Origin of the sequence: Aliarcobacter faecis, assembly GCF_013201705.1 — a bacterium.
In the GTDB taxonomy this organism is placed as follows: Bacteria; Campylobacterota; Campylobacteria; order Campylobacterales; family Arcobacteraceae; genus Aliarcobacter; species Aliarcobacter faecis.
The window spans coordinates 1,739,781-1,764,612 of record NZ_CP053837.1; the positions used below are offsets into that span (position 1 = coordinate 1,739,781).

Sequence of the window (24,832 nt, forward strand, 5' to 3'; positions counted from 1 at the left end):
CTTTAATATTTACTATGAATTTCTTCAATTTCTAATTCTGTTATATCTTTTTTTACATTAATTTCATTGAAGGCAATCGCATTGTACCATTTACTAGAAAATTGTTTGATATCTTTTTGTGTGAAATCTAATAGTTCCGATTCTAAAAAATATCCATTTAAACTTGATTCTCTATATCCTATCAATCTTGATGTTACAATGTATCTGTTATAAGGATATCTTGCTTTTAAATCAATAATATTTTTAACTATTTTATTTCGAATTGAACTATCTGTAATTTCATCTAATCCATCTAAAAGAATTAACAAATTCGACTGTTCCAAATTTTCTATAATAACATTATGATATTGAGAATCCAAACTTATAATATATTCGAATAAATTCTTTTTATTACAATCATACCACTCTGCGTATTCAGAAACTTTAATTAATATAGGAATGATATTGTTATAAGGCCAATCGGTTTCTCTATTATCTGCTATAAATCTTGTAATATATTTTAATAATGTAGATTTACCAGAACCAGGGTCTCCTAATATTACAAGAGCTCTATTATCTAAGATATTAATAATTGATTGTAATAAAGATAATGAATTATTTTCAGATTTTTCTTCATCAAAAATAATATCTTCTACAATATATGTTTCATCTTCTATATTATTTTTTAATTTATTTGAGTTAATTTTTAAAGGTATAAAAATATCAGTCAATTTCATGTATATATCTTTCCCTGATATTTTTGGAGAAAAACCTGCTAATTCCAAAAGTTCATATTTTCTAATCATAAATGAATCGAAATCTACTCTATTTTTCATATAAGAAGAATTATCTTTTAAATAGTTAGATACTAATAACTTTTGTATATTATCAAATCCAATTATTTTATCAGCTATAACATTAATCATTTTTGCTAAGTTGTCTATTTTAAGTGTTTCTTTAAGAATTATTGAAATAGCATCATTAGACGAAATATCTTTAAAAAATAATATTTCATAATGTTTCATTAAATTCTTGAAAGAAAAATAAACTATACTATTCTTATGAATTTTATTAAAATCCATTCCATATTCAATAAAAATAATTTCTAAAAATTCTTCTGAGATATTCTCATTTTGAATTATATTAAAAAAATTCGTATTCTTTTGATTTGAAAAATTATTTATTACATTAAATAATTTTTCATCATCTTTTTTAATTTCAGCTATTAATTTTATATAATAACTATTATCACGTAAAATTCCAACATTTTCATTTTTAAGTGCTTTAATAAAAGATTCTACAAATATTTTTTTTAGTGTCTTTTCATTATCTCTAAACAAACTATTTAATTTATCTGTTGTTTTATTTGCAAATAAACTTACACTGTACGGTATAACAAAATATTCTAAAAATCCCATAATTAAAATTCCTTTTCTTCATAATGAATACATTTTATATAATTAAGTTAATAATATCAATATTATCCTATAAGAATCATTATTTTTAATGTTTTAAAATACAAATATTATTTGTTTGATCTGGCTACACGAAACAAGACATAGAAAAATACTATATTAAAATTAGTTTCAATCATTAAAGTGATATAATAAATAATATTTCAAAATGTAATATTTTAACTACTTATTCAAATAATAGTATAAACTTCTCATATAAAAATTTATTATTCAAAAGGCTAGTTATGGCTAATAAAAGAATTGCTATAAGAATTGATAAAGAAATTTGGCAAGAATTTAAAAGAATTCTAAAAGTTGTATATAATGTAAATCATAATCTTTTTTTAGAAAATTTTATTTATTATAGTAATTTTCCAGAAATAGACAAAATCATTAAATTTAGAGGTGGAAATACATATATAAACAAATTATCAGAAGATAATACAACATGTCATATTACATTATGGAAATCTTATAAAGTTAAATATTCTTTGGAAAATATATCATATTATTTAAGGGAAATTATTAATTTACTTGTAATAAATCCAGAATTATTTATTTATATTTTTGATATTACTGATTATCCTATAGAATGGAATATGGATATTGATACACAAAATGAATTTATGCTCCCTTTTTCAATTCATAAAAACTCTATTTTTGAAATAAATAATTTATTATTAAAAGATTTTGTATCTATCATAAATGATATAAATACATATAAAGAATTAATTCAAGAAGAATTAGATTATAGAAGATTTTCAAATTTTAGATTTGAGCAAATGACCTATGAAAGATATAGTTATATTGAAAAGTTTAATAATTTATTAATAAATATACGTGTACAAATTAAATTGGATAAAGAAGATTATCACAATGAAAATTACTCTAAAATTATTACTCTTTATTGCAAAAAATATGAACTAATTTTAATTTATATTTATAAATCAATTGTAATGAAACAAAAAAGAATTAGTAATAACTTAACTAAAATAAGAAATGATATATTAAAAAAATACAAACGATGTATATCTCAAATTGATTATAAAATATCAATTGAAGAATTTATAATGCATATTTTATTCAATGAATATGAACTAGCTAAATTTGCAATGACTGGAAATATAGAAATAAATCCAAAAAATATAAAGAAACTAAATAAAAATATAAATTTCTTAAAATAAAGAAAAATTACCACCACTCCTAAAAATAGCTTTTATTTCAATTAAAATTCATTTGTAAAAAAAGCTATATTTTACCACATCCCTACATTATAAGCATTCTAAAGCCATTTACAAAAAAAACATATTCTCTTAAAATTTCAAAAATCAAAATAAAAAAGGAACAAAAAATGGGAATTATAGATTATCTAATCAGAAATTGTTTATTTAAGAGTATTGTATATACAAGTATATTTTTGGTATCAATAGGTCTAATCTTTTTAGATTATAGCAATTTAAAAAATATTCAAATTGATAGTTTATCTCAATATGTTAACTCAAATTCTATCTCTCAAAATTTAAATTTAGTTTTAGAATCTTTAATAAATGGATTTAAAAATAGTTATGTATTAACAATCTTTTTTCTCGGCCTAATATACATTAATTTTTATGCTTTTTTTAAAGCAATTATTTTTAGAAAAGAGATAAATTTACCATTTTCTTTGAGCTTTTATCAATCAGTTAAAAATTATTGGTGGCAAAAAAATTCTGTAAAAATTAGTCATGATAAATTTAATAAACTAAAAAATAATAAAATTTTTTATACAAATTCCGTTTCAATTGATATTGAAAAGTATCAAAATTTGAAAGAAGAAATTATTCAATATTTAAAATTACCAGTTGATTATGAATTAGATGTAACTAGATATGGACAGAAAGGTGTTTTATTAGAATTTTATAAATTACCAAAAATAATAAACTTTGACATTAAAGAACTTGAAAAAGGTAAATTATTTTATGGCTATTCTAAAAATGGTAAATATTCATTACCTCTAAGTGAACAAACATCGGTTGTAGTTGCTGGTGAAAGCGGATCAAGTAAAAGCACATTTTTAAATGTATTGATGGCTTCTACTTTATATAACTTAGATTTAATTGAACATTTATATTTAATAGATCTCAAAGGAGTTGAGCTTGCCAGATATTCTAAATTAAACAAAATTTCATTTGTAAAAGATATTGATAATGTTTTAAAAATAATTAAAGAATTAAATCAAATTATGAAAAAACGTTATGACTATATGATTGAAAAAGAACTTATAAAATTTGATGGCCCATACATTTACTGTGTTATCGATGAAATAGGAACGATTAACACTCAAAATGATAAAAAAATAAAAGATGAAATATTTGCAAATTTAACTGAACTTCTACAAAAAGGACGTGCATCAAAAATAATATTTCTAATTTTTTCTCAGAAGATTGATTCTGTGAATATTCCTACAAATGTGCTAACTAATATTCAATCAAGTGTATTAATGAGAACGGATAGTGATTTTAATATAAATAATACATGTGGCACAAAAGAGCAAGTAGCAAAAATCACAAAAGTAGATGCTGATTCATTTCCATTCGGACGAGCAATAGTAAAAAATGGAATTACTAGTGAAAAAATGTTAATACAAGTTCCGTTAATAGATTATTATGAATATAAAAAGATTGTTGAAATATAAATATTTAGTAAGAAAAAAGTGACTCTGTTGCTTTTTTCTTACTCTTGACTAATAGATACAAAAAGTTCGCGAGGTTCAAAAAATGAGTAAAAAAATAAAAAAAATGGCTAATTACTATAAAGATGTTTTTAACAAAAAAATGAAAGTAAAAAATGCATATTTATCAAAATTAAGAATTAAAGATTTAGAGAAAAATGAATTAATAAACTTAAATAATAATATTGAATATATGATAAAAATGATTATCTTTATCTTGTATTTAACTCTATTGGTTTACAGGAGAAATTTGAAAGTAATAATAATTATTGTACATTATTCTTAACATTAACTCTTAATAGTCCTTTTCACCAATTTAAAGAAAATAGAAATAAAAAATTAATTAGAAATTATAAATATATAGAAGGTAATTCGATAAATCTTGGATATAAAATATTAAATATATTTTTTAAATCTGTATATAAAGATTTTAAAGTTAATAATAAATTTGAAAAAATAGAGTTTATACGTGTTTTTGAAGCACATGCAGATTTTACACCTCATTTACATTCTTTAATTTATATAAAAAAAGAACACTTAAGTCTTTTTGAAAAATATTTAAAAAATAAAATCAAAATGAATGAAAATATTGGTATTTATAAAATAGAGATAATTGAAAATATTACAAAAAGTTCCTCTTATATTCTAAAGTATGCTAAAAAGAGTTTTGATTTTACAAATAATAATTTTAAAGTCTATTATGGTTGGCGACTTGCAAATAAAATTAGAGCTTATACTTTTACTAGACAATTTATTTCAAGAGACTTATTTAACAAAATAAGTTTTCATTTTTCAAAGAATTTTGTATTTGATGAAGATTCATTTGATGTGTTTGAAACAAAAAATTTATATAAATTGATAAATAATTTTACTCAACTCAATCAACAAATAATAAATACTGTAACTGGTGAAATAACTAAAAAAGAAAAAATATCTGATGAAGATGATATGTTCATTGTTAACCTTTCAAAAAATAGACAAACTGTTGAGAATTGTGATAATCATAAAATAATTGAAATTCAAAAATACGTATTTAATTCTGAATTAAAATTTTTGATTCAAAAATTAAATAAATACAATTTATATAATAACTTTAATTTTTTTATAGCTCAAGAATTATCTACTAATTGTTTTCAACTAAAAGAAATAACATTTAGATTTTATCTATTGATTTTTTTACAAACGTTAAAAAACAAAAAAAGATATATCTATAAATTTAATAACTTTCAAATATACAAAAAACATCATTCAAATTCAAAATTTGATTTAGTTTTTAATAAAAAAGACTGGATAAGAACAAACTCCCTGCAATAGTGCATAGTAACAATATATAAACTTATTTAAAAAGGATTAAATTGTGAGTAAAGAACTATTCGAAAAAGGTTTCAGTATAGAAACAACAATAAAAGGTGTTGCTGTTGCAATTCGCCCAGCTAATCAGAATTCAGAAAAAAAAGGTGCTCAATTGCAATTTGCGACAATTACAAATAAAGGACTTCAAACAATTGATGTAAAAGTTGAAGCTTCGAGAGAAGAAGATTTACAAAAGTTTATTAATCAATATGTTGTGATTACTAATGTAAATGTTTCTAAAGTAGATTTTAATACTTACTATTCTTGTCCTGATATTAGTTTAGTAAAAATTGAAAATATTAAAGGTGCATAATATAAAAAAGTTTTTGACGACGCTTAATATATTATGCAATTATATTTTAGCAAAGATATAATTTTTTATCTTTGCTAACTACTTAAAATAAACAAAAGATATATAATGAATAAAAATAATTTAAATTCAATTGAATATTTAGAAATAAAAAATATGTTATGTGAACTTACTAATATGGTTAAAATGCTGACACCTCAAAAAGCTAGTATTAGCTATTTATCTAGTATCACAGGAAGAAGTAGACAATCTATAAGACAATTTCTAATAAACAATTTTGAACCAGAAGTTGATTTTTGGATTACTAATGGTAGAATATGTGTATCACAGAAAGTAGCAATTACTATTTTGATGAGGAGTTCAAAATGAGTAATATTAAGATAAAAGGTGATGGGGTCTTTAAAATTAGAAACAGTGTTATTTATCTTCATGGTTCAATTGATGGAATTTTTTATAGAAAATCTACAGGTAAAAAGGTAACACCAATAACTAAAGAATGGATAAAAAAAGCTAATCCATTAGAAGAGCTTGCAAAGCTTTTAAATATAGAGAAAAATGTTAACAAAGCAATCAACTTTGAAGAATTTGGTAATATGATTTTAGAACTCACAAGTTCAAGAAGGCAGAAATCTAGTCAAGAAGAGCTAGAAAGACTTTTCCAAAATAGAATTTTACCAAGCTTTAAAAGATTTACATTAAAAGATATTAAACCTCTTGATATAGTTAATCTTTTGGAAAAGCAAAAAAAAGAAGTTTGTAATGATAGAGTTAAAAGAATAAAAAATATTTTAAATATTATATTTGACTATGCATATGATAATGATTTAGTGGAAAAAAATCCAGTTCAAACTAGAAGTGTTAAATCTGTTGATTTATTTTACATACCAAAAAATACTAAAGCCTACTCAACAGAAGAAATATCTCTTATTCTAAATAATGCAAAAGGTTGGTTTAAAATTTTTATGGAACTATCTTTTAAATTAGGACTTAGAACTGGTGAGTGTATGGCTTTAAAATGGAGTGATTTTGATTTCGAAACAGAAAAATTATCACTTAAAAGAAGTATAACAAAAGGTATCATTTCAGAACAAAATGAAAAGTCATTAAGTAATAAAAATCATTTTAGAAAAATACAACTTTTCCCAGATTTAGTAAAACTACTAAAAAACTATTATGAAGTAAGACCATCAGATGAATGGCTTTTTATTAATAAAGATGGTAGATATTACAGGGAGTCAAAGACTATTGTGGATTATCATTTAAAACCATTACTAAAAGAAATAAATGTTGAGTATAAAACATTATATGCAACAAGAAGGTCTTATGAATCAGTTATGAGTTTTGGTGGTGAAAATTTAGAAGATATTCAAAAAGTAATGGGACATTCAAAAGGTTCTAAAATTACTGAAAAACATTACATTGACCCAAGAATTTTAAAACTTGAACACGATAAACTGAATGCACAGAAACAACAAAATATTTTTAATATGATGGTTAAAACTGAAAGTGAAAATTTTAAACCAAAACTAGCATAATTCTACTGCACACACATTGCACAGTAGTAGTCAAAGTACCTATTTAATGGAGAAATCTCCGTCTTGAGGTGGTAGTGGCAACAGCTGTACGAGTTCAAGTCTCGTCAGCCGCACCATATAAACTTAAATTTATATATCTATATTATTTTTCAAGTAAAATATCTACTTTTGTTTTTAACTTTTTTTTATGTAAAAGCTCTTTTTCTCTTTGTGAAAAATCATCATTTTTTGCTACTTTAAAATCTTTTCTTTCCTCTTTTTTTCTCTCTTTGGCACTCTTTTCTGACTCTTTTTTAAAAATTGTTAAAATTAAGTAAATAGAAAAAAGTATATTAAAAATAATAATAAACCATTTTGCAAAAAGTACATATTTTAAGTACTCTATATTTTGTGTAAGCTTTAAATACTCAACTACATCACCATAAATAAGCCCAGAGAAAAGAGTAACTAAAAGAAGAAAAAAGATTAAAATAGCTCTTTTCCTAAATTTATATAAATAGTACCAAAATAGTGCAGATTTTACTTGCTTAAACATTTTTAGCCTTATACAAAAAAGTTTATTCCTAAAGCTGCAAGGGCTACAACTAAGGATTTTGTTTTTAAATCATCAACAATTTTTCTCTCTTCATCTGCAATAATTATCTCTAAATCTTCATCGCTAAAATCATTTAAAGTTTTTCCATTTTCAATTAATCTTGCTTTTGTTGCAATAATCGCTTTTTCTCTAATTTTTAAACTTATCATATCTTTTAATTGTTGACTTTTTATTTTTGGATAGTCAAAAATTTTAGTTGTACTTTCACTTGCTATATTTACAAGCTCTTTTGATTTCTCTTTTAAAATATCTTTTATTCCCATTTTTTACCTTTTAAAATTTAAAAAGATTCTAACATAGAAAGATTTACGAAAGGTATTCCCATCTTTTATATTTTGCAGCTAACTCTTTTAACTCTTCACAACAAAAAACCTTAATAAAAACGAATCTTCCACTTTCTAAAAAAGCTTTAATTTTCATAAAAATCCTTTCTTTAATAATAATTTATTTTATATAAATAAAACTAATTTCTTGCTTAATTTAATATATATTTATATATATTTTATTAAAATATGATATACTTTTATATATTAATTAGGAGCAATATGGAAAAAGAAGAGTTTAAAGAGCTTTTAAAAAAAGCAAAGCTTACAAAATCGTCATTTTCAAAGCTTTTAGGACTAAAATATCAAAGTGTAAATACATGGGGAAACAATAGTAGAGGAGTTCCTTATTGGGTAAAATCTTGGCTACATTTGTATATTTTAAATATGGAATATGAAAACTTAAAAATATTTCTAAGAAATAGTAATATTTGTGAAGAATTAAATATAAAATAATTCCTATAAAAGCCGTAACAAAGCCTTTTTTTTGTATATTAAGAAAAAATTTACAGGAAAATATATGCGTGATTTTTTACAAAAAGCTAAACAAGGTAGCCGAATTATCGCTACTTTAGGAACTGCAATAAAAAATGACATCTTACTTCAAATGGCTGATGAACTTGTAGGTTCTACCTCTTTGATTTTAGAAGCAAATAGCTTTGATATGACATTTGCAAAAGAGAATAATTTAAGTTTGGCTATGCAAGATAGACTTTTTTTAAATGAAAAAAGAGTTCTTGATATGGCAAATGCAATAAGGCAAATTGCTTCTCAAACTGAACCAGTGGGAAGAATTCTTGATGGTTGGATAACAAAAGATAACTTAAATATTCAAAAAGTATCTATTCCTATTGGTGTTATTGGAATTATTTATGAAAGCCGTCCAAATGTTACAAGTGATACAGCTGCTTTATGTTTTAAAAGTGGAAATGTTTGTGTATTAAAAGGTGGGAAAGAGGCTGAAAACTCAAATCAAGCAATAGCAAAAATTCTACAAACTGTGTTAGAGAAAAACAATCTTCCAAAAGAGGTAATATCTTTGATTCCTGATAGTAGCCGTGAAGGTGTTGCAAAACTAATAAAAGAAGATAAATTTGTAGATTTAATAATTCCAAGAGGTGGAGAAGCACTTATTAGATTTATTAGTGAAAACTCTTCTATTCCTGTGATAAAACATGATAAAGGTGTTTGCCACACTTATATTGATCAAGATGCGGCTATTAGCAAGGTAGCTGATATTGTAATAAATGCAAAATGCCAAAGACCTAGTGCTTGTAATGCCTTGGAAACACTATTAATCCATGAGGATATAGCACCTCATATTTTAAATGGTCTTGATGAAGCTTTAAAAGAGCAAAATACTACAATAAAAGCTTGTAGTGAAACACTAAAATATATCAAAGCTATTCCTGTAATTGAAGAGGATTTTGATAAAGAGTATTTAGATAATGTTTTAAATATCAAAATTGTAAAAAATATTGATGAAGCTATAAACCATATACAAAAACATGGTTCTGGTCACTCTGAAGCAATTTTAAGTGAAAATTATACAGCTGTTAATAAATTTTTAAATGAAATTGATGCAGCTTGTGTTTATGCAAATGCAAGTACAAGATTTACTGATGGTGGAGAGTTTGGACTTGGTGCTGAAGTTGGGATTTCTACAAATAAACTTCATTCAAGAGGACCTATGGGAATAAATGACTTAACAACTTTTAAATATAAAATCTATGGCCATGGCCAAACTAGAAAATAGGAATTTTTATGACAACTAGACTTTTTTTAACATTTCTTAGCTCTTTAGCTATTATGTTTTTCTGGCTTTTTTTAGGAGAAAAAGCTATTTTAAAAGATGATTCAAATCATTTTTCAAAGCTACAATGTGTATCTTATGCTCCATTTGGAAAAGATGAATCACCTTTCTTATTTGATAAAGGACTAATTTTAAAAGAGGAAAATATCAAAAAAGATTTAGAACTTCTTTCAAAATATACAAATTGTATTAGGACTTACTCAACAGTTGGACTTGAAGCAATCCCAAAATATGCAAAAGAGTTTAATCTTGAGATGTTAATGGGTGTTTGGGTTAGCAAAGATGAAAAACAATCAAGAGATGAAATTGATACTTTAAAAAAATTAGCTTCACAATATCCTGAAGTTATAAAAGCTATTATTGTAGGAAATGAGGTACTTTTAAGAGGTGATTTAAGTGAGAAAAAACTAACTGAATATATTCTTGAAGTAAAACAAGCTTTACCAAATGTAAGAGTAACATATGCAGATGTTTGGGAATTTTGGCTTAAACATCCAAATATGAAAAATATTACAGATTTTGTAACAATTCATATTTTACCTTATTGGGAAGATTTACCAATGAGCATAGAAAAATCAATTAATCACTTAGCAGATGTTAGAGTAAAAGTTGAAAAAGAGTTAGGAACTTCTGATATTTTAATTGGTGAAACAGGATGGCCAAGTGAAGGAAGAGCAAGAGAAGATGCTGTTCCTAGTAAAATTAATCAAGCAAAATATATAAGAGAATTTGTAAAACTAGCAAATGAAAAAAACTGGAATTACAATATTATTGAAGCATTTGATCAACCTTGGAAAAGAGTTAGTGAAGGTGCAGTTGGTGGTTATTGGGGGCTTTTTGATGAAAATAGAGCAGATAAAAATGTATTTGCAGGAGATGTATCAAACTTTCCAAATTATCTATATTTAGCTTTTATCTCTTTAGCTTTAGTATTAGTTAACTCTTTAATGCTTAGAAAGAAAAAATTATCGAAAACAAGAATAGTTGCTTTTAGTATAGTAAATACTATTTTTGCACTACTTTTAACTCTTCAAATAGAGCAATACTACATAATTTCAAGAAACCATTTTGAAACTGCTTGGGCAATAATAGTTTTAGGGTTATGTCTATATATTTATAATTTTGTACTTATCAAAATTTTACAAACAACTAAAGATAATTTTATCCCTAAAATTGCTTTTTATCTAGCATCTTTTTTAGTATTTATTATCTCTACAAATTTAGCTTATAATGGAAGATATGAGAATTTTGAGATATATGGATTTATCTTATTAGCTTTAGGATTTATCTATACTTTATTTGGAAAATTTAAAGAGTTACATTTTGGTTTATTTGAAAAAATTTTAGCTTCAGCACTATTAGTAAATGCAGTTATTACTCTATATAATGAGACTATTTTAAATACTTTCTCAAATATTTGGTTTATAATAACTTTAGTTTTTGCTGCTATTTTAATGGTAGGGAAAGAGTCAATTTTAAAAGTAAAAGAGTATATTTTCTTTACTATAATTTTTGCTATTCTTATAACTCTATTTAAAAATGGACTTATCACTAACAATGAACTAGCAACTGCTTGTAATAATGATGGAAGTGGATTATCTTGTGCTTTAAGAAGCTCTATGTGGTCATATATCTATTTTGGATATTTAGGAGTTATTGCTTTAGTTTTTGGTATCTTAAGCCTAATTTTAAATAATAAGAAATTTACAATTTTAGCTCTATTTATAAGTTTATTTGCAACTATTCTTACAAATACTTTCTTAGGAAGTATTGCATTTATACTTGTAAGTTATTCTATTTCAAAACTAATATATAAAAAATAAAAAAAGGAAGATTTTTATCTTCCTTAAAAAATAAATCTAGATTTACATATAAAAGTAACTTAAATTTTAAAGCTCAACTTTTCTTTCAATTTATCCCTACACTTTATCTGACATTTAAATAATCAATAAATAAAGAATTTTTTTTAACTATATATAAATATTATTTTATTCATCATAAAATATTTATATTCTAAATTTATTATTCCCTTTTAAAACTCTAAAACTCTTTTTGGGATTTTTTCTTCTTTATTATCTTGTTTCATTAGTTCTATATATTTTTTATAATTTTCTTTTGCTTTTTCTTTATTATTTTTTCCAAGATAAGCATCTGCTAGATTTAGATATGCAACTGTTCTATTTGGGTATTTTTCTATAATTTTTTCTAAAAGGAAAATAGCTTCTTCATTTGCATTTGCTTGTTGTAGATAATATGCTATATCGTTGTATTGTGTTAAAGTTTTTATTGAAATAGGAATTTCATTTAATATTGCTTCATATCTACTAACTGTTGAAAAATTGTTTCGATTATTATTTTGTATTCTAGTTTTAATTTCATTTAAAGATATATTATTTAGACTATATGTAATCTTACATTTTTCTTCTTTTGACAATAAATCAGGTACTTTTATCTTTAAGTTATTATCATAAATATCAACTAATTTTATATTCTGTTTTACAATACAAATAGATGTTTTTCTATCTGGATCTAAATAATCATCATTGATATAAATAACTTTATCTAAATACAATTCATCTTCTCCAACATAATTTAAAAAATATTCCTCTATATAGTTTCCATTCTGAGACAGAGTAACTATTTTTATCATATTTCCAGATGTTTTTTCTATTTGATAAATATAGTTTCCACCATCTTCAGAAAAATTCCATCCTTTTAAAAATAAATTATAATCCTCTTTTTCTTTTATAAAAAAATATATTTCATTATTTTCATAAGGTTGCCCACTGATTATTTTATCTAAAACCCCATCATTATTTATATCTATATCTATACTAAAATATTCATTCTTATTTGATAACAATTTATTATATAAATCATTTGCATAAACATTTATTGAAAAGATTATAAATAATAATGTAAATATCTTATTTCTTATTATTACATTTTTCATAGTTTAAATATCTTAGTCATTTATCAAAGCATTTTTTGGTATCCAAGCTTTTATCTCTTTATTATCTTTTGTGATATACAAAATATAAATCCAATCTTCTTTTTCTTCCATTATTTCTACAACATCATTTTTTATTAAATACATCTTTGTTTTTGTGTTTTCATTTGGTTCTTTGTATAAGGGTTGTTTTTCAATTTGGATTTTAGATTTTTTATTATATTTACAAAAACTATTAACTTCTAATTTTTCAATTTCAAGATTAGCTTCATAAGGTGCGAAAAAGTCTCCATTTGGTTCTTGTATTAAATCCCATTTTAAACTACAATTATCATTTATTGTAATTTTTACTTTTCCATTTTCTCCGCCAAAATTACTATCAAACGAAAAAATAAAATAGTTATTTTTTAGTTTTGAAGTAAATTCAGCCCCATCAATATGAGTAGTCCATTTATAATAATATTCAAATGTACCTGTTACATTCTTCTCTTTATCAATAGAAATATTCATATTTAATAAGTGATATGGAATATCAATTCTATTAGCTGTATATTCAGACATTGTCCAATTACCAGAAAGTAATAAATTATTATTTGCAAATAAATTTAATACAAATAAAAATATAAATATTAAATGTTTTTTCATTTATTTTAAAATTACTTTTCAATTGGTTCAGATTTTTGTACAAACCATGATTTTAAGAATAATGCTCTTTCCTTTACTAAATGATGAATTGTATCATCTGCATCTCTAGCACGCATAAGCATATACATTGTGCCTTCTTTATCTTGATAATAGTTATCTAGCATAATAGAGTTGAAATTTATTGTTAAATCTCTAGCTTCAAGCCATTTTAATTGAGATTTTTTTAATTCTTTTTTTTGATTCTCATTCAATATTTCGTATAGTTTTTGATAATAAATATTTAGCTCTCTATCCCATAATTCATATGTTATAAAACAAGGTATTGAGTCTGTTCCACCATATCCATTATCTAAACAAGTTTGAGTATAGTCTTCATAATAAACTTCAAATTGCTCAACTGTTTCAAAATCACTTAATTTTTTTAAATCATTAATATCTTTTTGTTCAAAAGCAAAAGAACTAACACAAAAAACAAGTATTCCAAAAATTACAAGTATAGTTTTTCTAATTCTCAAAATTTAACTCCTAAAACTGTATTTACTCTATTTATCAAACCTTTATAAAAAACTGATTGGTTTCTACCAAATTTATCTATTTTTGGATTTCCTTTTTCATCATAAGACAAGTCATAATAATATTTCTTTCTAATAGTTACAATATTATTTTAAAATCATATCTTCAATATTAAAGTATACTAAGTTATTAGATATTTTTATTTTGAAAATAGCTTCTTCTGATATAACAATATTTTTAGAATTATATAATCTTAATTTTGGGAATTTTATACTGGATTGTTTTTCATCTATTTTACTATCATAAGTATAAACACTTTGTACTTTTTCTTTATCTTGATTATCAATTAAATTTTTAATATCTATTTCATTCAAATTATATTTTTTATTTAAGTCTATTTGTGTTGAAGACCAATAAGGAGTTGAGTTATAAGGGAAACTTAATTGAAAACAAATAATTTTATTTATAGTATATAAATCATCGTAATTTATAATTGGTATATAACAACTTTTTTTATAATTATTAAATTCTTCATAAAATATATAATTTCCATAAATTGGTGAATTGTTTATTATTTCAAAAGAATATGAAACTGCTTCATTAAACTTTATCTGTTCAGTTATTAATTTACTTGTATCTTTTTCAAATATTCCATGTTCTGTTAATTCTAGTTCTTTACCACAAGAATTTAATATTAATATAATTAAAATTATATAGATTTTTTTAAACATTCTTCTATTCCTTTTGCATAATCTTCTATAATAAAATCTTTATCATTTCCATTTATAATGGCTCTTGCTCCTTTATAATCTTTTTTTGTTTCATTTATATACTTTGATATAGTATTTCCTTTTGAAAATAAACCTTTTTCCATTCCTTCGATAGTTACTGCAATTTGTGTATTAAAATCTAACATTTTTTCAGGTTCTTTTTCAAAATTAATACCATTTATACCATTAAATTTTTTATAATTTATTTTCCAAGTAATTTGAACAAAACCTCTACCTCTATATTTATAACCATCTCCAACTTTTTCACAACCATTTTTTTTAGCTCTTTCTTGATTTTTAGCTTTATTTCCACAACCATAATCAAATTCTGCTTGTTCATAAGATATGTCTTCATTAGTAATACCGTAAAATTCTTTATTTTTCCACTGATAAGATTCTAATCTTATTGTTGCTAGTATATATGCAAGCTTTTCAATAGAACAAACATAATTAGATTTTTTGTAGTAATCTATTAAGTGTTTTACTAATTTATTTAAATTACTTTCAGAAATATTATTTAATGTATTTATATTAGTTTTTTGAAATTCTTTTGTATCTTTGTCTTTCTCATACCAACCTATTTTATTATGATGTACTTTTTTATACTCTTCGATAAATTTATTAACATTCAACGAGCATTGACAAACTTCCAAAAACACTTCTAAATCATATAGCCTATTATATTTGTCATCTCCATCGCTATCCATCCAGCCTTTTACATAAGTTATATCTTTTTGATTTATATTATATTTATCTATTAATTCTTTTATTATAAATTTATATTCTGCTCGATAATCTTTTACTTCTACTGTAAACTCCTCTTTAGCTAAAATAAATTGTTTATTATTTTCATCTTCTGTAAGTTCTATATTATAATCTTTCGTTAGAAAAGCAATACTTCCTTTTATTTTCTTACCATCATCAAATGTTGCATCTACACCTAATGTTATATTTTCATAAATAGTTTTTTTTAACATTATTCAAATCCTAAATTACTAAGTTGATTTTTTCTAATAGGTTCATCTATATTTACTTTTTCAACTTCATTAGCAAAAGCACCAAAGTAAATAGAGTTTGTATTTACCAAAGGAGCATTCATAAAAATACCATTTGGATTTACTATTAGATTATTATTAGCACCTTTTAGGTTTACTTCTGTATCTGAAATTAACTCTATAGTTTGGGCTTCTATTTTAATTGTATTTGCAATAGTGTGAAAGTTCTCTTTTACATCAATTCTAAAATCTTTATCTATTTGTTTAAAGAGATTTTGAAGGTATTTTAGTTTTACATCATTTTCTACATAAGTAATCTTATTACCTTTTACTCTTTGTATAAAATCCTTTTCTATTAGTTGTTTTATTGTATTTTTTACTCTTATATTTAAATCTTCATTAGCATAGATATTATAATCTTTATTTACAGTTGTTATTTTCTCTTCTTCTACAGTTTGTATTAGGTTTTTATTTACATTTATTGTATAGTCTGATTTTACATTTAAGTTTGAGTTATTATTTACATCTTCTTTTTTATCATTCTCTATTAGATTACTTTGATTATGTTTAACTATTTTTGTCTCATCATTTAGTATTAGAGTATTCATATCTTTTTGAGCTTTTATATTTAACTCTTCATTTCCTTGTTTATCTTCAAAGAGTATTTCATTATATCCTTCCTCATTTTCATATTGAGGAGTTGTATATGTTCTTATATAGCTTTTTGTTTTATTAGCTGGGAGTGGGTAAGGTATTTTATTCTCACCATTATACAAAGTTCCTATTATTATTGGGCAATCTGGGTTACCATTTACAAAGCTTACTATTACTTCACTATTTACTCTTGGAATAAATTGTGAGCCATAATTATTTCCACTAGATAGATTTGATACTCTTAAGTAACAAGAGGTTGTTTTATTTCTTTCAAAATGAAACAGAACTCTTACTCTTCCTTCTTCATCTACATCTATACTATTTTGATTTTGGTTTATTGGTGAGTTATTTACATCTTGAGAGCTTACTATTGCTGTTTGTACTCCATATATCTTTGGTTTTTTTATTGTAACTTTGGGTTTATATATTATATCTTTTGGGATTGCTTTAAACTCTACACTATATTGCATATTTGAGTTTATATCTTTTATATCATTTAGTTTTGAATACTCTTCTAAGGCATTTGGAAAGTATGCTTTATAGTTTACTTCTATTATTATTACATCTTCTTCTTTATTCTCTTTTTCACTTACTATTAAGGCATTTAAACTATCTTTTACTATTAATTCATTTGAAACTGCTTCTATTATATTTGATTGACTATACTCTTTATTTGTATCTATATTTGTGTATCTATTTAAATCTTCATACAAGCTTTCATTTAACAAGTTTAGTTTATCTCTAAAGCTCTCTTTTTCTATATCATTTCTTAATTGTTTACTACTTGCATTATCTTTTATCTTACTACTAGTTACTACCTTTGTTTTCTCTATTTTATACTCTTGGCTTGGATTATTCTTATCATAGTAATCTTCTATATGTTTACTTGCTTTAAACTCTATTTTATGATTATATGTACACAATATCTTACTATCTATTTTCTCTACATAATCATTTAATTCACACAATACTATTTTAAAGCTACTATTATCATCTTCTTTAAATATTAAAGAGTATCCCTCTTCTTCACAAAGCATTAAGATAAACTCTAAATCACTTTGATTATATTGGGTTGTATAATCTTTTATTGGATATTTTATATTATCTACTCTTATCTCTAATGAAATATTTAATAAGGCTCTATATCTTGTTACTATTTTATTTATAATATCTGTTGCACTTAGACTATGATATATCTCATATTTATTATTTAATCCCAAATAGTATATTGGATGTACCACTTCTATTTTATACATATATTTATTTGATACTATACTATCTTCACTAGCTTTATAAATCTTTCCAAAGATTGTTTTACAAGATTTTAAATTTACTAAATCCTCTAAAACTATCTCTACATCTGTATCTACTATATCTTCTACTTCTATTCTTTCATTACTTATAAAGGTTATCTCATATTCATATACTTTATTTACTCCACTTTTCCCTTCTAAATTATAGATTGAATAATTCCCATCTGTATTCCCATATAAATCATTACTTTTATAGTTTAAAAGTTTTAACCTTGCTTTTATCTCTTGAACTTCTTTTTGATTATTCATTATTGTATCTTTGATATCTTTTATTTGACTTATCATTTAGGTTTCCTTTTTTAATTAATTACAATTCATCTAATATTAAAGATAGTGAATATTTATCACAATCAAAACTAGGTTTTTTTCCAGATTTTATATTTTTTGAGGAATAGTTTTTATTTATATAAGAATTTACTTTGTAATCTAATTTCAAAGTATCTTTTATATCAAAAGATACTCCAAAATCAAAAATAACTGCTCTATTTTCAACTATCATTATATTATTAGGAGACAAATCTGCATGGATAATATTTTTTTTATGTATATATCTTAAAGCTTTTCTCAAACTTTCTGAAATTTCATCTTTTTGTTTTTTATCTAAACTACTCTTTTTAATATCGCTTAAAAGTATTCCATCTAAATATTCAAGAACTAAATAAGAAATATTTAAAGTATTATCAATTCCAAAATCAAAAACTTTTATAATATTATCATTTGATAATTTCCTCAAAATTTTATACTCCATATATATAAATTCTTGAATATCATCTTTTTTTTTAAGTTCTTCATTTGGCATCTTAATAACAATATCTTTCTTATTATTGAAATACTCATCATAAATATCATATGCTTTATAAATATCACAAAACCCACCATTATCAAGCTTTTGTGTTATAAAATATCTGTTATTTAATAGAGTATTTACCAAAATTACAACCCTTCTGATAGTTCAAAACTAAAGCCATTATTATTTAAAAATAGTGGTGCAATTGAACCATCTAATAGAAATGAACTTTTAAAATCATACTTTTCATAAGTAATATTTAAAGTACCATTATCTCCTCTACTTAAGCTATTTTGATCCAAAAACTTAAATAAACTCCATTCATCATTATCTATATAATCTTCAATTACAATTTTATTTGAGATATCATATAGTTTAAATTTTACACTTGCATCACTTGAATTATTTGGCCAAGATACTCTTTTTGTTAAAATTGGACCATGCTCATAAAGAACTGTACTTGCATCATAAGTTAATTCAACTGTTGCTAAATTTGTTCCTAATGTTCCATCATTTTTAAACACAGCTTTTCTTATTTGTTCAGACTTAATCAAATTAGCAATAAAGTTTTTTGAGAAGTTTAATCTATTCCCATCTATACTTCTAGGTTTAGCAACAGCTTTTTGATAATCTATTTCTATAAAACCAGCAACATATTGATTATAAAAGCTATCTAAAATACCATCTTTTCTAAAGAATTCACTAAAATCATCTAATTTCACATTTACCTGGCTAGTTTTATTTAATGGATATTTATTTTTTAGTCTCTCATTATAAAAGGATACTACATCTTTTTTATATTTTTTTATAATATAGTTTTTAGCACCTTTTGCAATAAATCCTAAATTTCCTTGAATAATATTTTCATACCACCTTTTAACTTGAATTGGCATCAAATTTAACTGAGCAATCATAGGGGCTAATTTACCATGAACTCTACTAGATACTATTTTAAAAGCATCTTCTTCTGAATTTACAGATCCATTTATGTTACTCATTATTTCATAAGTTTTACTAAATTCATTAAATAGTGAAGTAAGTGTTCCTCTAGGCTGATAATTATCATCTAAAAGTTCATGATACGGTTTATAAAATTCTCTTAAAGTTCGTACACTCTTCACATCTACAATATCAATTTGCTCTATTTTTTCTTTAGGAATTTTTGAACTAATAGTTTCAACTAATCTATTTTCAATAGGAAGATTTGTTTGTATTTGTTCTGTTGGAGAATATAAATTTGTATTTATTTTTAAACTCTTTAATATTGAAATAACAGGGGACTCAGGTGAAGTTAAAATAGCTAATTGATGATTTAATTCTGTTAATTCATTATATGAAACTACACTTAAATTTGAAAGAGCCTCATACCAATATTTTCTATAATCAGAAAAATAAAATTGCATAATTTTTTCATAAAACTCTTCTTTTTCATCACTTGTAAGATTTGCTTTTTTCCCTATTACCCAATTATTTAAAAGTATCTCATCTAAAACTCTTTTCCCATCTTTTAATACTGCTTCATATCCAGATTTTGTATAAAGACCATCTATCTTATATCCAGAGCCATCAAATAAAGATATATTCTCACCTAAAATATCTGAAAATGAAAAGCTCTTTGTATTTAAATAACTAAATTTACTCTTCCAATCTTCATAAGTTAGTTGTTCTGCACTTAATTCAACTAATCTTGCCCTTGATGTATCAATTAGAGAATGATTTATCTTATATGAATCAAATCCTAAATCTAGTAAATTTTGCCAATTTTTTGCTAATTTTTGTTGAGTTTCAATATTTTGTACTACTTTTTCCCAACTTTTTTTCATATAATCTTGTAAAAATTCTTTATCTCTTTTTTCAACAAGTTCAAGCATTAAATATGCTTTTGTATTATCCCAAGTTTTAGAGAAATCACCTAATTCATTAGTAATCTTTTTTTCTATTTGACTTGCATTTTTATTTAATAATAAAGTTAAAAGCTCATTGTTGTAAATATCTTTTAGCTGCTTTGATTTATCTTCAAATTTAAAGATATATTTATTGAAAAAACTCTCATTTTTTAATTTATTTTCATTTAAACTTAAAATATTTACTTGTTCTAAAACTTTTGATATATCTTCAAAACTACTATTTTGATTTACACTCTTTTTTAAGTTTACTAATTCATCAATCTTACTTTTATACTCTGTTAAACTATCATTTGAATTAATAAAACTATTAATCATAAAAAATCCAACAAAAACTACAATCAAAAGTGAAGCTACATAACTCAAAATTTGTATTTTTTTCATTTTATTTCTATAATTCTCATCTATTTTACTAATCTCAGCTTCTTGAAAAATAAGTTCATCTAAAAGTTTTTTAACAAATAATGCCTTTGCTTTCTCATTTGAACCATAATTTTTCTCAATAGTAGTAAAATATATTCCTCTTAACATTAAAGGTTTTCTATATCTAGTTTCAGAAAAACATACATTTGTAAAATATGTAATTTTTGAGAGAAGTTGTGATGTTTTTTCAGTAAATAAAAATATTTTCCCTCTTTTTTTTTCTGTCCACTCAAAGTGCATTTTATCAATAACTGAACTATTTAACCTTTTTATTAACTCTTCAAATTTCTCATTTATATTATCTTTTTCAAAATTTTCATTTTCAAAAGTAATTCCAAAAACTTCATCTTTTTCATCTTGATTTAAAAGATTAAAATATTCATTAAATCCACTTATTTTATCACTTTTGGTAATAATCAAATAAATAGGTACACTAGACATAAATACTCTTGAAAGTTCATCAAATCTATCTCTTAACTGTTTTGCAAAATTTTCTAAATCTTTATTATTTTTATTTAAAAGTGTATCTACACTAATAGTTAAAATAATCCCATTTATAGGTCTTCTCCATCTTCTTTTTATAAAAAAATTTAAAAAATATTTCCAAATTATCGGGTCTTCTGGATTCTTTGTTTGTTCTATATAGTTTCCAGGTAAATCTACAAAAACAGATTTTTCTGCAAAATACCATTTAAAGTTTTCATCATCTTCACTAAATCTATCTTCATAATTTATTGGAAAGTCAAGTCCTGAATATTCAATTAGAGATGTTTTTCCCTCTTTCTCTTCACCCATAACTAAATACCAAGGTAGTTCATATCTTGATTTAAATTTATATAAAGATGCCCTTTTAACAATTTTTAGAGCTTTATTAAATTTTTGTTTTAGGTTTTTTACTTTTTTATCTATACTCTTTTTATATTCACTTCTTAGAGCCTTTTCTCTCAACATTTCTTGAGTCTCTTTTTTTCTAAATAATAATATTAATAAGATTATTATTACAGTACCGAAAAAAATACAAAAGGCAATTAAAAGTCTAAAAGACAACTCTTTAAAGCTATCTGAAATAAAAGGCATTACAAAAATAATGAACAATGACAAAATAAACGCTGACAATATTGTCCATAAAAATATTTTTTTATAATTTAAAGCATTCATTATTTATTTTCCTTATTTATATTTTCTATTTTGTTTAATTCAATATTATCTATATCTTGTGATATTTTTATATTTCTTTCATAAAGTTTAAAAGATAAAAATAGATAAATTAAAACTATTAAAATGATTATTAAAGAGATTAATAAAGGGTATGAAATTTTATTAAACAATTTAAATTTATTTTGAGATGGTTCAACTTTTTTATAAAATGTTAAAGGTTCTCTTCCTTGTACAATCTTAATTTGTCTATATAAACTCTCTTTTATATTACTTATCTCTATTTCCCCTTTATTTACAACTCTATATCGACCTAAAAAACCCAATGATAAACATATATACATAAGTTCAAGTATATTTATATATTTTGCTGGAGTTTTCAGAAATTTATCAAGTAAATGAAAAAAATTCTCTCCTCCATAAGTTTCATTATGAAAAACACTTAATAAACTTCTATTAAACCAGTTATCATTATCTGATAATTTCTCATTTAGCTTCTCATCAATAAAAGTACATAAAATATATCTTGCAACTAAAATTTCCATATTCTCTGTTTTATTTTCAACACATTTCTCATTAAAACTATTAACTCTTGATATAAATTCATCTCTAATTTGATCTACATTTAAATTTTGTCTATTTTCCTCTATATCTAAAACTGCTTCAAATAATGGAGTAGAAGCTGTAATAAATGGATTTATACTTGAATTATATTTACTATTATCAAAATTTAGATTTTTTACAATTTCCTGTTTTTGAAACTCTTCAAAACTATTTTCTCTTCTTTTTGAGGAGTTTGTAAGATTATTTTTATTTACATCTCTTGTAATAACTTGTGTTTTTTCCATAGCTTTCCTTAATTATTTTTTATTGCCCAGAGGCTAAATTCAATATTTGGAATTTCTGTTGATAGATGAAATGCAAAACCAGAAGATTTTTTTAACTCTTCTAAGTTCTCTTGTGTTAATTCCAATTTGAAATATAAATGATTTACTTTATAAGGGATCTCTTTAGGTGCATTTGAAAGAGGTTTTAATTTATATCCTACTAGATGAAAGTTTACTAAATTTCTAATAGTTTCAACTGTACCAAATTTTAAACTAACATCTAAAAGTTCTCTAAGCTTTACAGAACTAATATCAGAAGATACACTGAATACAAAAGTAGAGTTATCAAAAAGTTCTCTATTATTTATTTGTGAAATATGTATTCCATATTTTACTTTATTTATAGGTAGTGAGATACTATTTTGCTCTAATACAGTTGTAAGCATCGATTTAATTTCTTTTAAAATATTTTGGAAGCTTTCATATTGCTCTTCATGTTTATAATTTATTTGATTAGCTAGCCTTTTCTCTTTTTTCATAAAAACAGATAACTCACTAGCAAAAGATATTAAAACATAAAATATTTTATCAGGATGAATTTTATCTTGAGTTAATAAAAAATTTAATTGACTTTCTGTTTTATTTAATAATTGTAGTAATAAATAATCACCTATTTCTGTTGTTTTCATCAAAGAATCTGTAATCTTTTCTGATAATTTTTCTGCCCTAAAAACAATTGTGCTTACTAACTCTTTAACTTGTGAAGAAAGTAAATCTGAATAGTTGAAATATAAATATATGGGAGCAAATTCTTTATCTAAAGATATGCTTCCACTTATTGTAACATCTGAAATTTTACAAATAGGTAGAGTTACATATGCCTCATTCTCTTCTTCAAAAGAGAGTTTAAAATTATAACTTGCAAGTAATAAATCACAACTACTAGTTTCACCAGAATTTATATTTGGTATATTTGATGCTGTTCTTGCCCTAAATCTTGTTTGAAGATTTTTTTGCTCTTCAAAATGTATTTCATCATTACTATCTATATAAATAGGTAAAGATAAATATAAAATTTTTCCTATATGGTTTGCTTTAATATCAAAAACTAAACTATTATTTAATCCATTTATATCAAATACTGTTCCATCTTTAAAAACTCCTGATGCTCTTTTTATAACTATTTTCCCACTATTTAAAAGATATTCATCTAATTCTAATTGAAAGAAACCCCAATTATTTGATATTAAACTTTTTGTTCTATTCATTATTTCAAAATCAAAATGCCTATCATTTTGCTGGAAATGTTGTGGTCTTATAAATAACCCTTCTCTCCAAACTACTCTATTGTTTTCCATAATTATTTAACTCTTTCAATATTGAATTTTCTAATTTCAAATTCACTATAATTGTAAGAACCTTTTTTTAATTCAACTACATCTTTCCAAACATAATCATTATCAATTACTCTAAAATTAGCTACAATTCCTAAATATTTTGTCTTATCTGCAAAAGAAACTTTATAATTTTGTTTTTGTTCTGTTAAAATTATATGTTTTGATTGAGAAACTAAATCATCTTTTAAATTATCACCCGACTTTTCAAGAAGAGTCCAATAATCAAACTTTGAAAACTTTTCAGCAGATTCTAATTCATAAAAAGTAAGCATTAATGGGGAAGACCTTCCATCTACATCTTTATTTAAATCTTCTGTTGTTTTTATTACTAATTCTAAATGAGTTGGATTTTTTGCACAACCTGTTGCAAAAGCTATTACAAATAATACAAACATTAAATTTCTAAATTTTTTAAACATTTTTTCTC

The 24,832-nt window shown here is 23.4% G+C and carries 24 protein-coding genes and 1 pseudogene; 11 read left to right on the plus strand and 14 right to left on the minus strand.

The genetic code is table 11. The features are described 5' to 3' along the window. Positions 1–2: 2 nt before the first annotated feature. Positions 3–1,397 (minus strand): NACHT domain-containing protein, encoded by a 1,395-nt coding sequence (locus AFAEC_RS08790; RefSeq protein ID WP_026806269.1) that lies wholly within the window; start codon positions 1,395–1,397, stop codon positions 3–5. Positions 1,398–1,678: 281 nt separating this feature from the next. Here AFAEC_RS08790 and AFAEC_RS08795 point away from each other — a divergent pair, with 281 nt between their 5' ends. The 8 genes and pseudogenes from AFAEC_RS08795 to AFAEC_RS08825 all read left to right on the plus strand — a co-directional run bounded on the left by AFAEC_RS08795 (position 1,679) and on the right by AFAEC_RS08825 (position 7,341). After that, a complete protein-coding gene (locus tag AFAEC_RS08795) occupies positions 1,679–2,617 on the plus strand; it encodes a hypothetical protein (RefSeq protein ID WP_026806270.1) in 939 nt (312 codons plus the stop codon). A gap of 167 nt (positions 2,618–2,784) precedes the next feature. Next, positions 2,785–4,107 carry an FtsK/SpoIIIE domain-containing protein gene (locus AFAEC_RS08800; protein ID WP_026806271.1) on the plus strand — a complete coding sequence of 441 codons (1,323 nt, stop codon included), beginning with the start codon at positions 2,785–2,787 and terminating at the stop codon, positions 4,105–4,107. An 82-nt stretch (positions 4,108–4,189) separates the two neighbouring features. Continuing rightward, positions 4,190–4,429 (plus strand): hypothetical protein, encoded by a 240-nt coding sequence (locus tag AFAEC_RS08805; RefSeq protein ID WP_026806272.1) that lies wholly within the window; start codon positions 4,190–4,192, stop codon positions 4,427–4,429. After that, positions 4,375–4,647, plus strand: a pseudogene (locus tag AFAEC_RS12440) (hypothetical protein); the annotation flags it as partial. The gene AFAEC_RS08805 and the pseudogene AFAEC_RS12440, both read left to right, overlap by 55 nt. Positions 4,648–4,719: 72 nt before the next feature. Further along, positions 4,720–5,457: a hypothetical protein gene (locus AFAEC_RS08810; protein WP_026806273.1), complete on the plus strand. Its 738-nt coding sequence runs from the start codon at positions 4,720–4,722 to the stop codon at positions 5,455–5,457. Positions 5,458–5,500: 43 nt separating this feature from the next. Next, positions 5,501–5,809, plus strand: a complete 309-nt coding sequence (locus AFAEC_RS08815; RefSeq protein WP_026806274.1) for a hypothetical protein — start codon at positions 5,501–5,503, stop codon at positions 5,807–5,809. A 105-nt stretch (positions 5,810–5,914) separates the two neighbouring features. Then, on the plus strand, positions 5,915–6,175 hold the full coding sequence (locus AFAEC_RS08820; protein ID WP_026806275.1) for a hypothetical protein: 261 nt from the start codon (positions 5,915–5,917) through the stop codon (positions 6,173–6,175). Beyond that, positions 6,172–7,341 carry a tyrosine-type recombinase/integrase gene (locus tag AFAEC_RS08825; protein ID WP_026806276.1) on the plus strand — a complete coding sequence of 390 codons (1,170 nt, stop codon included), beginning with the start codon at positions 6,172–6,174 and terminating at the stop codon, positions 7,339–7,341. The genes AFAEC_RS08820 and AFAEC_RS08825 overlap by 4 nt, the downstream gene beginning before the upstream one ends. Positions 7,342–7,483: 142 nt before the next feature. Here AFAEC_RS08825 and AFAEC_RS08830 read toward each other — a convergent pair whose 3' ends face one another. Beyond that, positions 7,484–7,876 carry a hypothetical protein gene (locus tag AFAEC_RS08830; RefSeq protein WP_026806277.1) on the minus strand — a complete coding sequence of 131 codons (393 nt, stop codon included), beginning with the start codon at positions 7,874–7,876 and terminating at the stop codon, positions 7,484–7,486. A gap of 8 nt (positions 7,877–7,884) precedes the next feature. Further along, a complete protein-coding gene (locus AFAEC_RS08835; RefSeq protein ID WP_026806278.1) occupies positions 7,885–8,199 on the minus strand; it encodes a hypothetical protein in 315 nt (104 codons plus the stop codon). A 282-nt stretch (positions 8,200–8,481) separates the two neighbouring features. Here AFAEC_RS08835 and AFAEC_RS08840 point away from each other — a divergent pair, with 282 nt between their 5' ends. The 3 genes from AFAEC_RS08840 (at position 8,482) to AFAEC_RS08850 (ending at position 11,895) form a co-directional block, all read left to right on the plus strand. Then, entirely contained in the window at positions 8,482–8,715 is a 234-nt protein-coding gene (locus AFAEC_RS08840; protein ID WP_026806279.1) for a hypothetical protein, read from the plus strand. 64 nt (positions 8,716–8,779) lie between these two features. Then, complete coding sequence (locus AFAEC_RS08845) at positions 8,780–10,015, plus strand: glutamate-5-semialdehyde dehydrogenase (protein WP_026806280.1); 1,236 nt, start codon at positions 8,780–8,782, stop codon at positions 10,013–10,015. 8 nt (positions 10,016–10,023) lie between these two features. Next, positions 10,024–11,895 carry a glycoside hydrolase family 17 protein gene (locus AFAEC_RS08850; protein ID WP_026806281.1) on the plus strand — a complete coding sequence of 624 codons (1,872 nt, stop codon included), beginning with the start codon at positions 10,024–10,026 and terminating at the stop codon, positions 11,893–11,895. A gap of 209 nt (positions 11,896–12,104) precedes the next feature. On the opposite strand, the gene AFAEC_RS08855 is transcribed toward AFAEC_RS08850, so the two are convergent. The 11 genes from AFAEC_RS08855 to tssJ all read right to left on the minus strand — a co-directional run bounded on the left by AFAEC_RS08855 (position 12,105) and on the right by tssJ (position 24,824). After that, positions 12,105–13,025 carry a tetratricopeptide repeat protein gene (locus AFAEC_RS08855; RefSeq protein WP_051487609.1) on the minus strand — a complete coding sequence of 307 codons (921 nt, stop codon included), beginning with the start codon at positions 13,023–13,025 and terminating at the stop codon, positions 12,105–12,107. A gap of 12 nt (positions 13,026–13,037) precedes the next feature. Further along, positions 13,038–13,667: a hypothetical protein gene (locus AFAEC_RS08860; RefSeq protein WP_026806283.1), complete on the minus strand. Its 630-nt coding sequence runs from the start codon at positions 13,665–13,667 to the stop codon at positions 13,038–13,040. Positions 13,668–13,678: 11 nt separating this feature from the next. Further along, positions 13,679–14,182, minus strand: coding sequence for a lysozyme inhibitor LprI family protein (locus tag AFAEC_RS08865; protein WP_051487610.1), 504 nt, complete (start codon positions 14,180–14,182; stop codon positions 13,679–13,681). 144 nt (positions 14,183–14,326) lie between these two features. Beyond that, positions 14,327–14,911 carry a hypothetical protein gene (locus tag AFAEC_RS08870; RefSeq protein WP_026806285.1) on the minus strand — a complete coding sequence of 195 codons (585 nt, stop codon included), beginning with the start codon at positions 14,909–14,911 and terminating at the stop codon, positions 14,327–14,329. Further along, positions 14,890–15,927: a hypothetical protein gene (locus AFAEC_RS08875; RefSeq protein ID WP_051487612.1), complete on the minus strand. Its 1,038-nt coding sequence runs from the start codon at positions 15,925–15,927 to the stop codon at positions 14,890–14,892. The genes AFAEC_RS08870 and AFAEC_RS08875 overlap by 22 nt, the downstream gene beginning before the upstream one ends. Next, complete coding sequence (locus tag AFAEC_RS08880; RefSeq protein WP_172658646.1) at positions 15,927–18,197, minus strand: type VI secretion system Vgr family protein; 2,271 nt, start codon at positions 18,195–18,197, stop codon at positions 15,927–15,929. Before AFAEC_RS08880 ends, AFAEC_RS08875 begins: the two co-directional genes overlap by 1 nt. A 22-nt stretch (positions 18,198–18,219) precedes the next feature. Then, positions 18,220–18,843, minus strand: a complete 624-nt coding sequence (locus tag AFAEC_RS08885; RefSeq protein WP_026806840.1) for a protein kinase domain-containing protein — start codon at positions 18,841–18,843, stop codon at positions 18,220–18,222. A 2-nt stretch (positions 18,844–18,845) separates the two neighbouring features. Then, the gene (gene tssM, locus AFAEC_RS08890; RefSeq protein ID WP_026806841.1) at positions 18,846–22,184 is read right to left on the minus strand and encodes a type VI secretion system membrane subunit TssM; all 3,339 of its coding nucleotides are present in this window, start codon (positions 22,182–22,184) and stop codon (positions 18,846–18,848) included. Continuing rightward, a complete protein-coding gene (icmH, locus tag AFAEC_RS08895) occupies positions 22,184–23,029 on the minus strand; it encodes a type IVB secretion system protein IcmH/DotU (RefSeq protein WP_026806842.1) in 846 nt (281 codons plus the stop codon). The genes tssM and icmH overlap by 1 nt, the downstream gene beginning before the upstream one ends. A gap of 8 nt (positions 23,030–23,037) precedes the next feature. Further along, positions 23,038–24,366, minus strand: a complete 1,329-nt coding sequence (gene tssK, locus AFAEC_RS08900) for a type VI secretion system baseplate subunit TssK (protein WP_026806843.1) — start codon at positions 24,364–24,366, stop codon at positions 23,038–23,040. A gap of 2 nt (positions 24,367–24,368) precedes the next feature. Continuing rightward, complete coding sequence (gene tssJ, locus AFAEC_RS08905; protein ID WP_026806844.1) at positions 24,369–24,824, minus strand: type VI secretion system lipoprotein TssJ; 456 nt, start codon at positions 24,822–24,824, stop codon at positions 24,369–24,371. Positions 24,825–24,832: the final 8 nt, after the last annotated feature.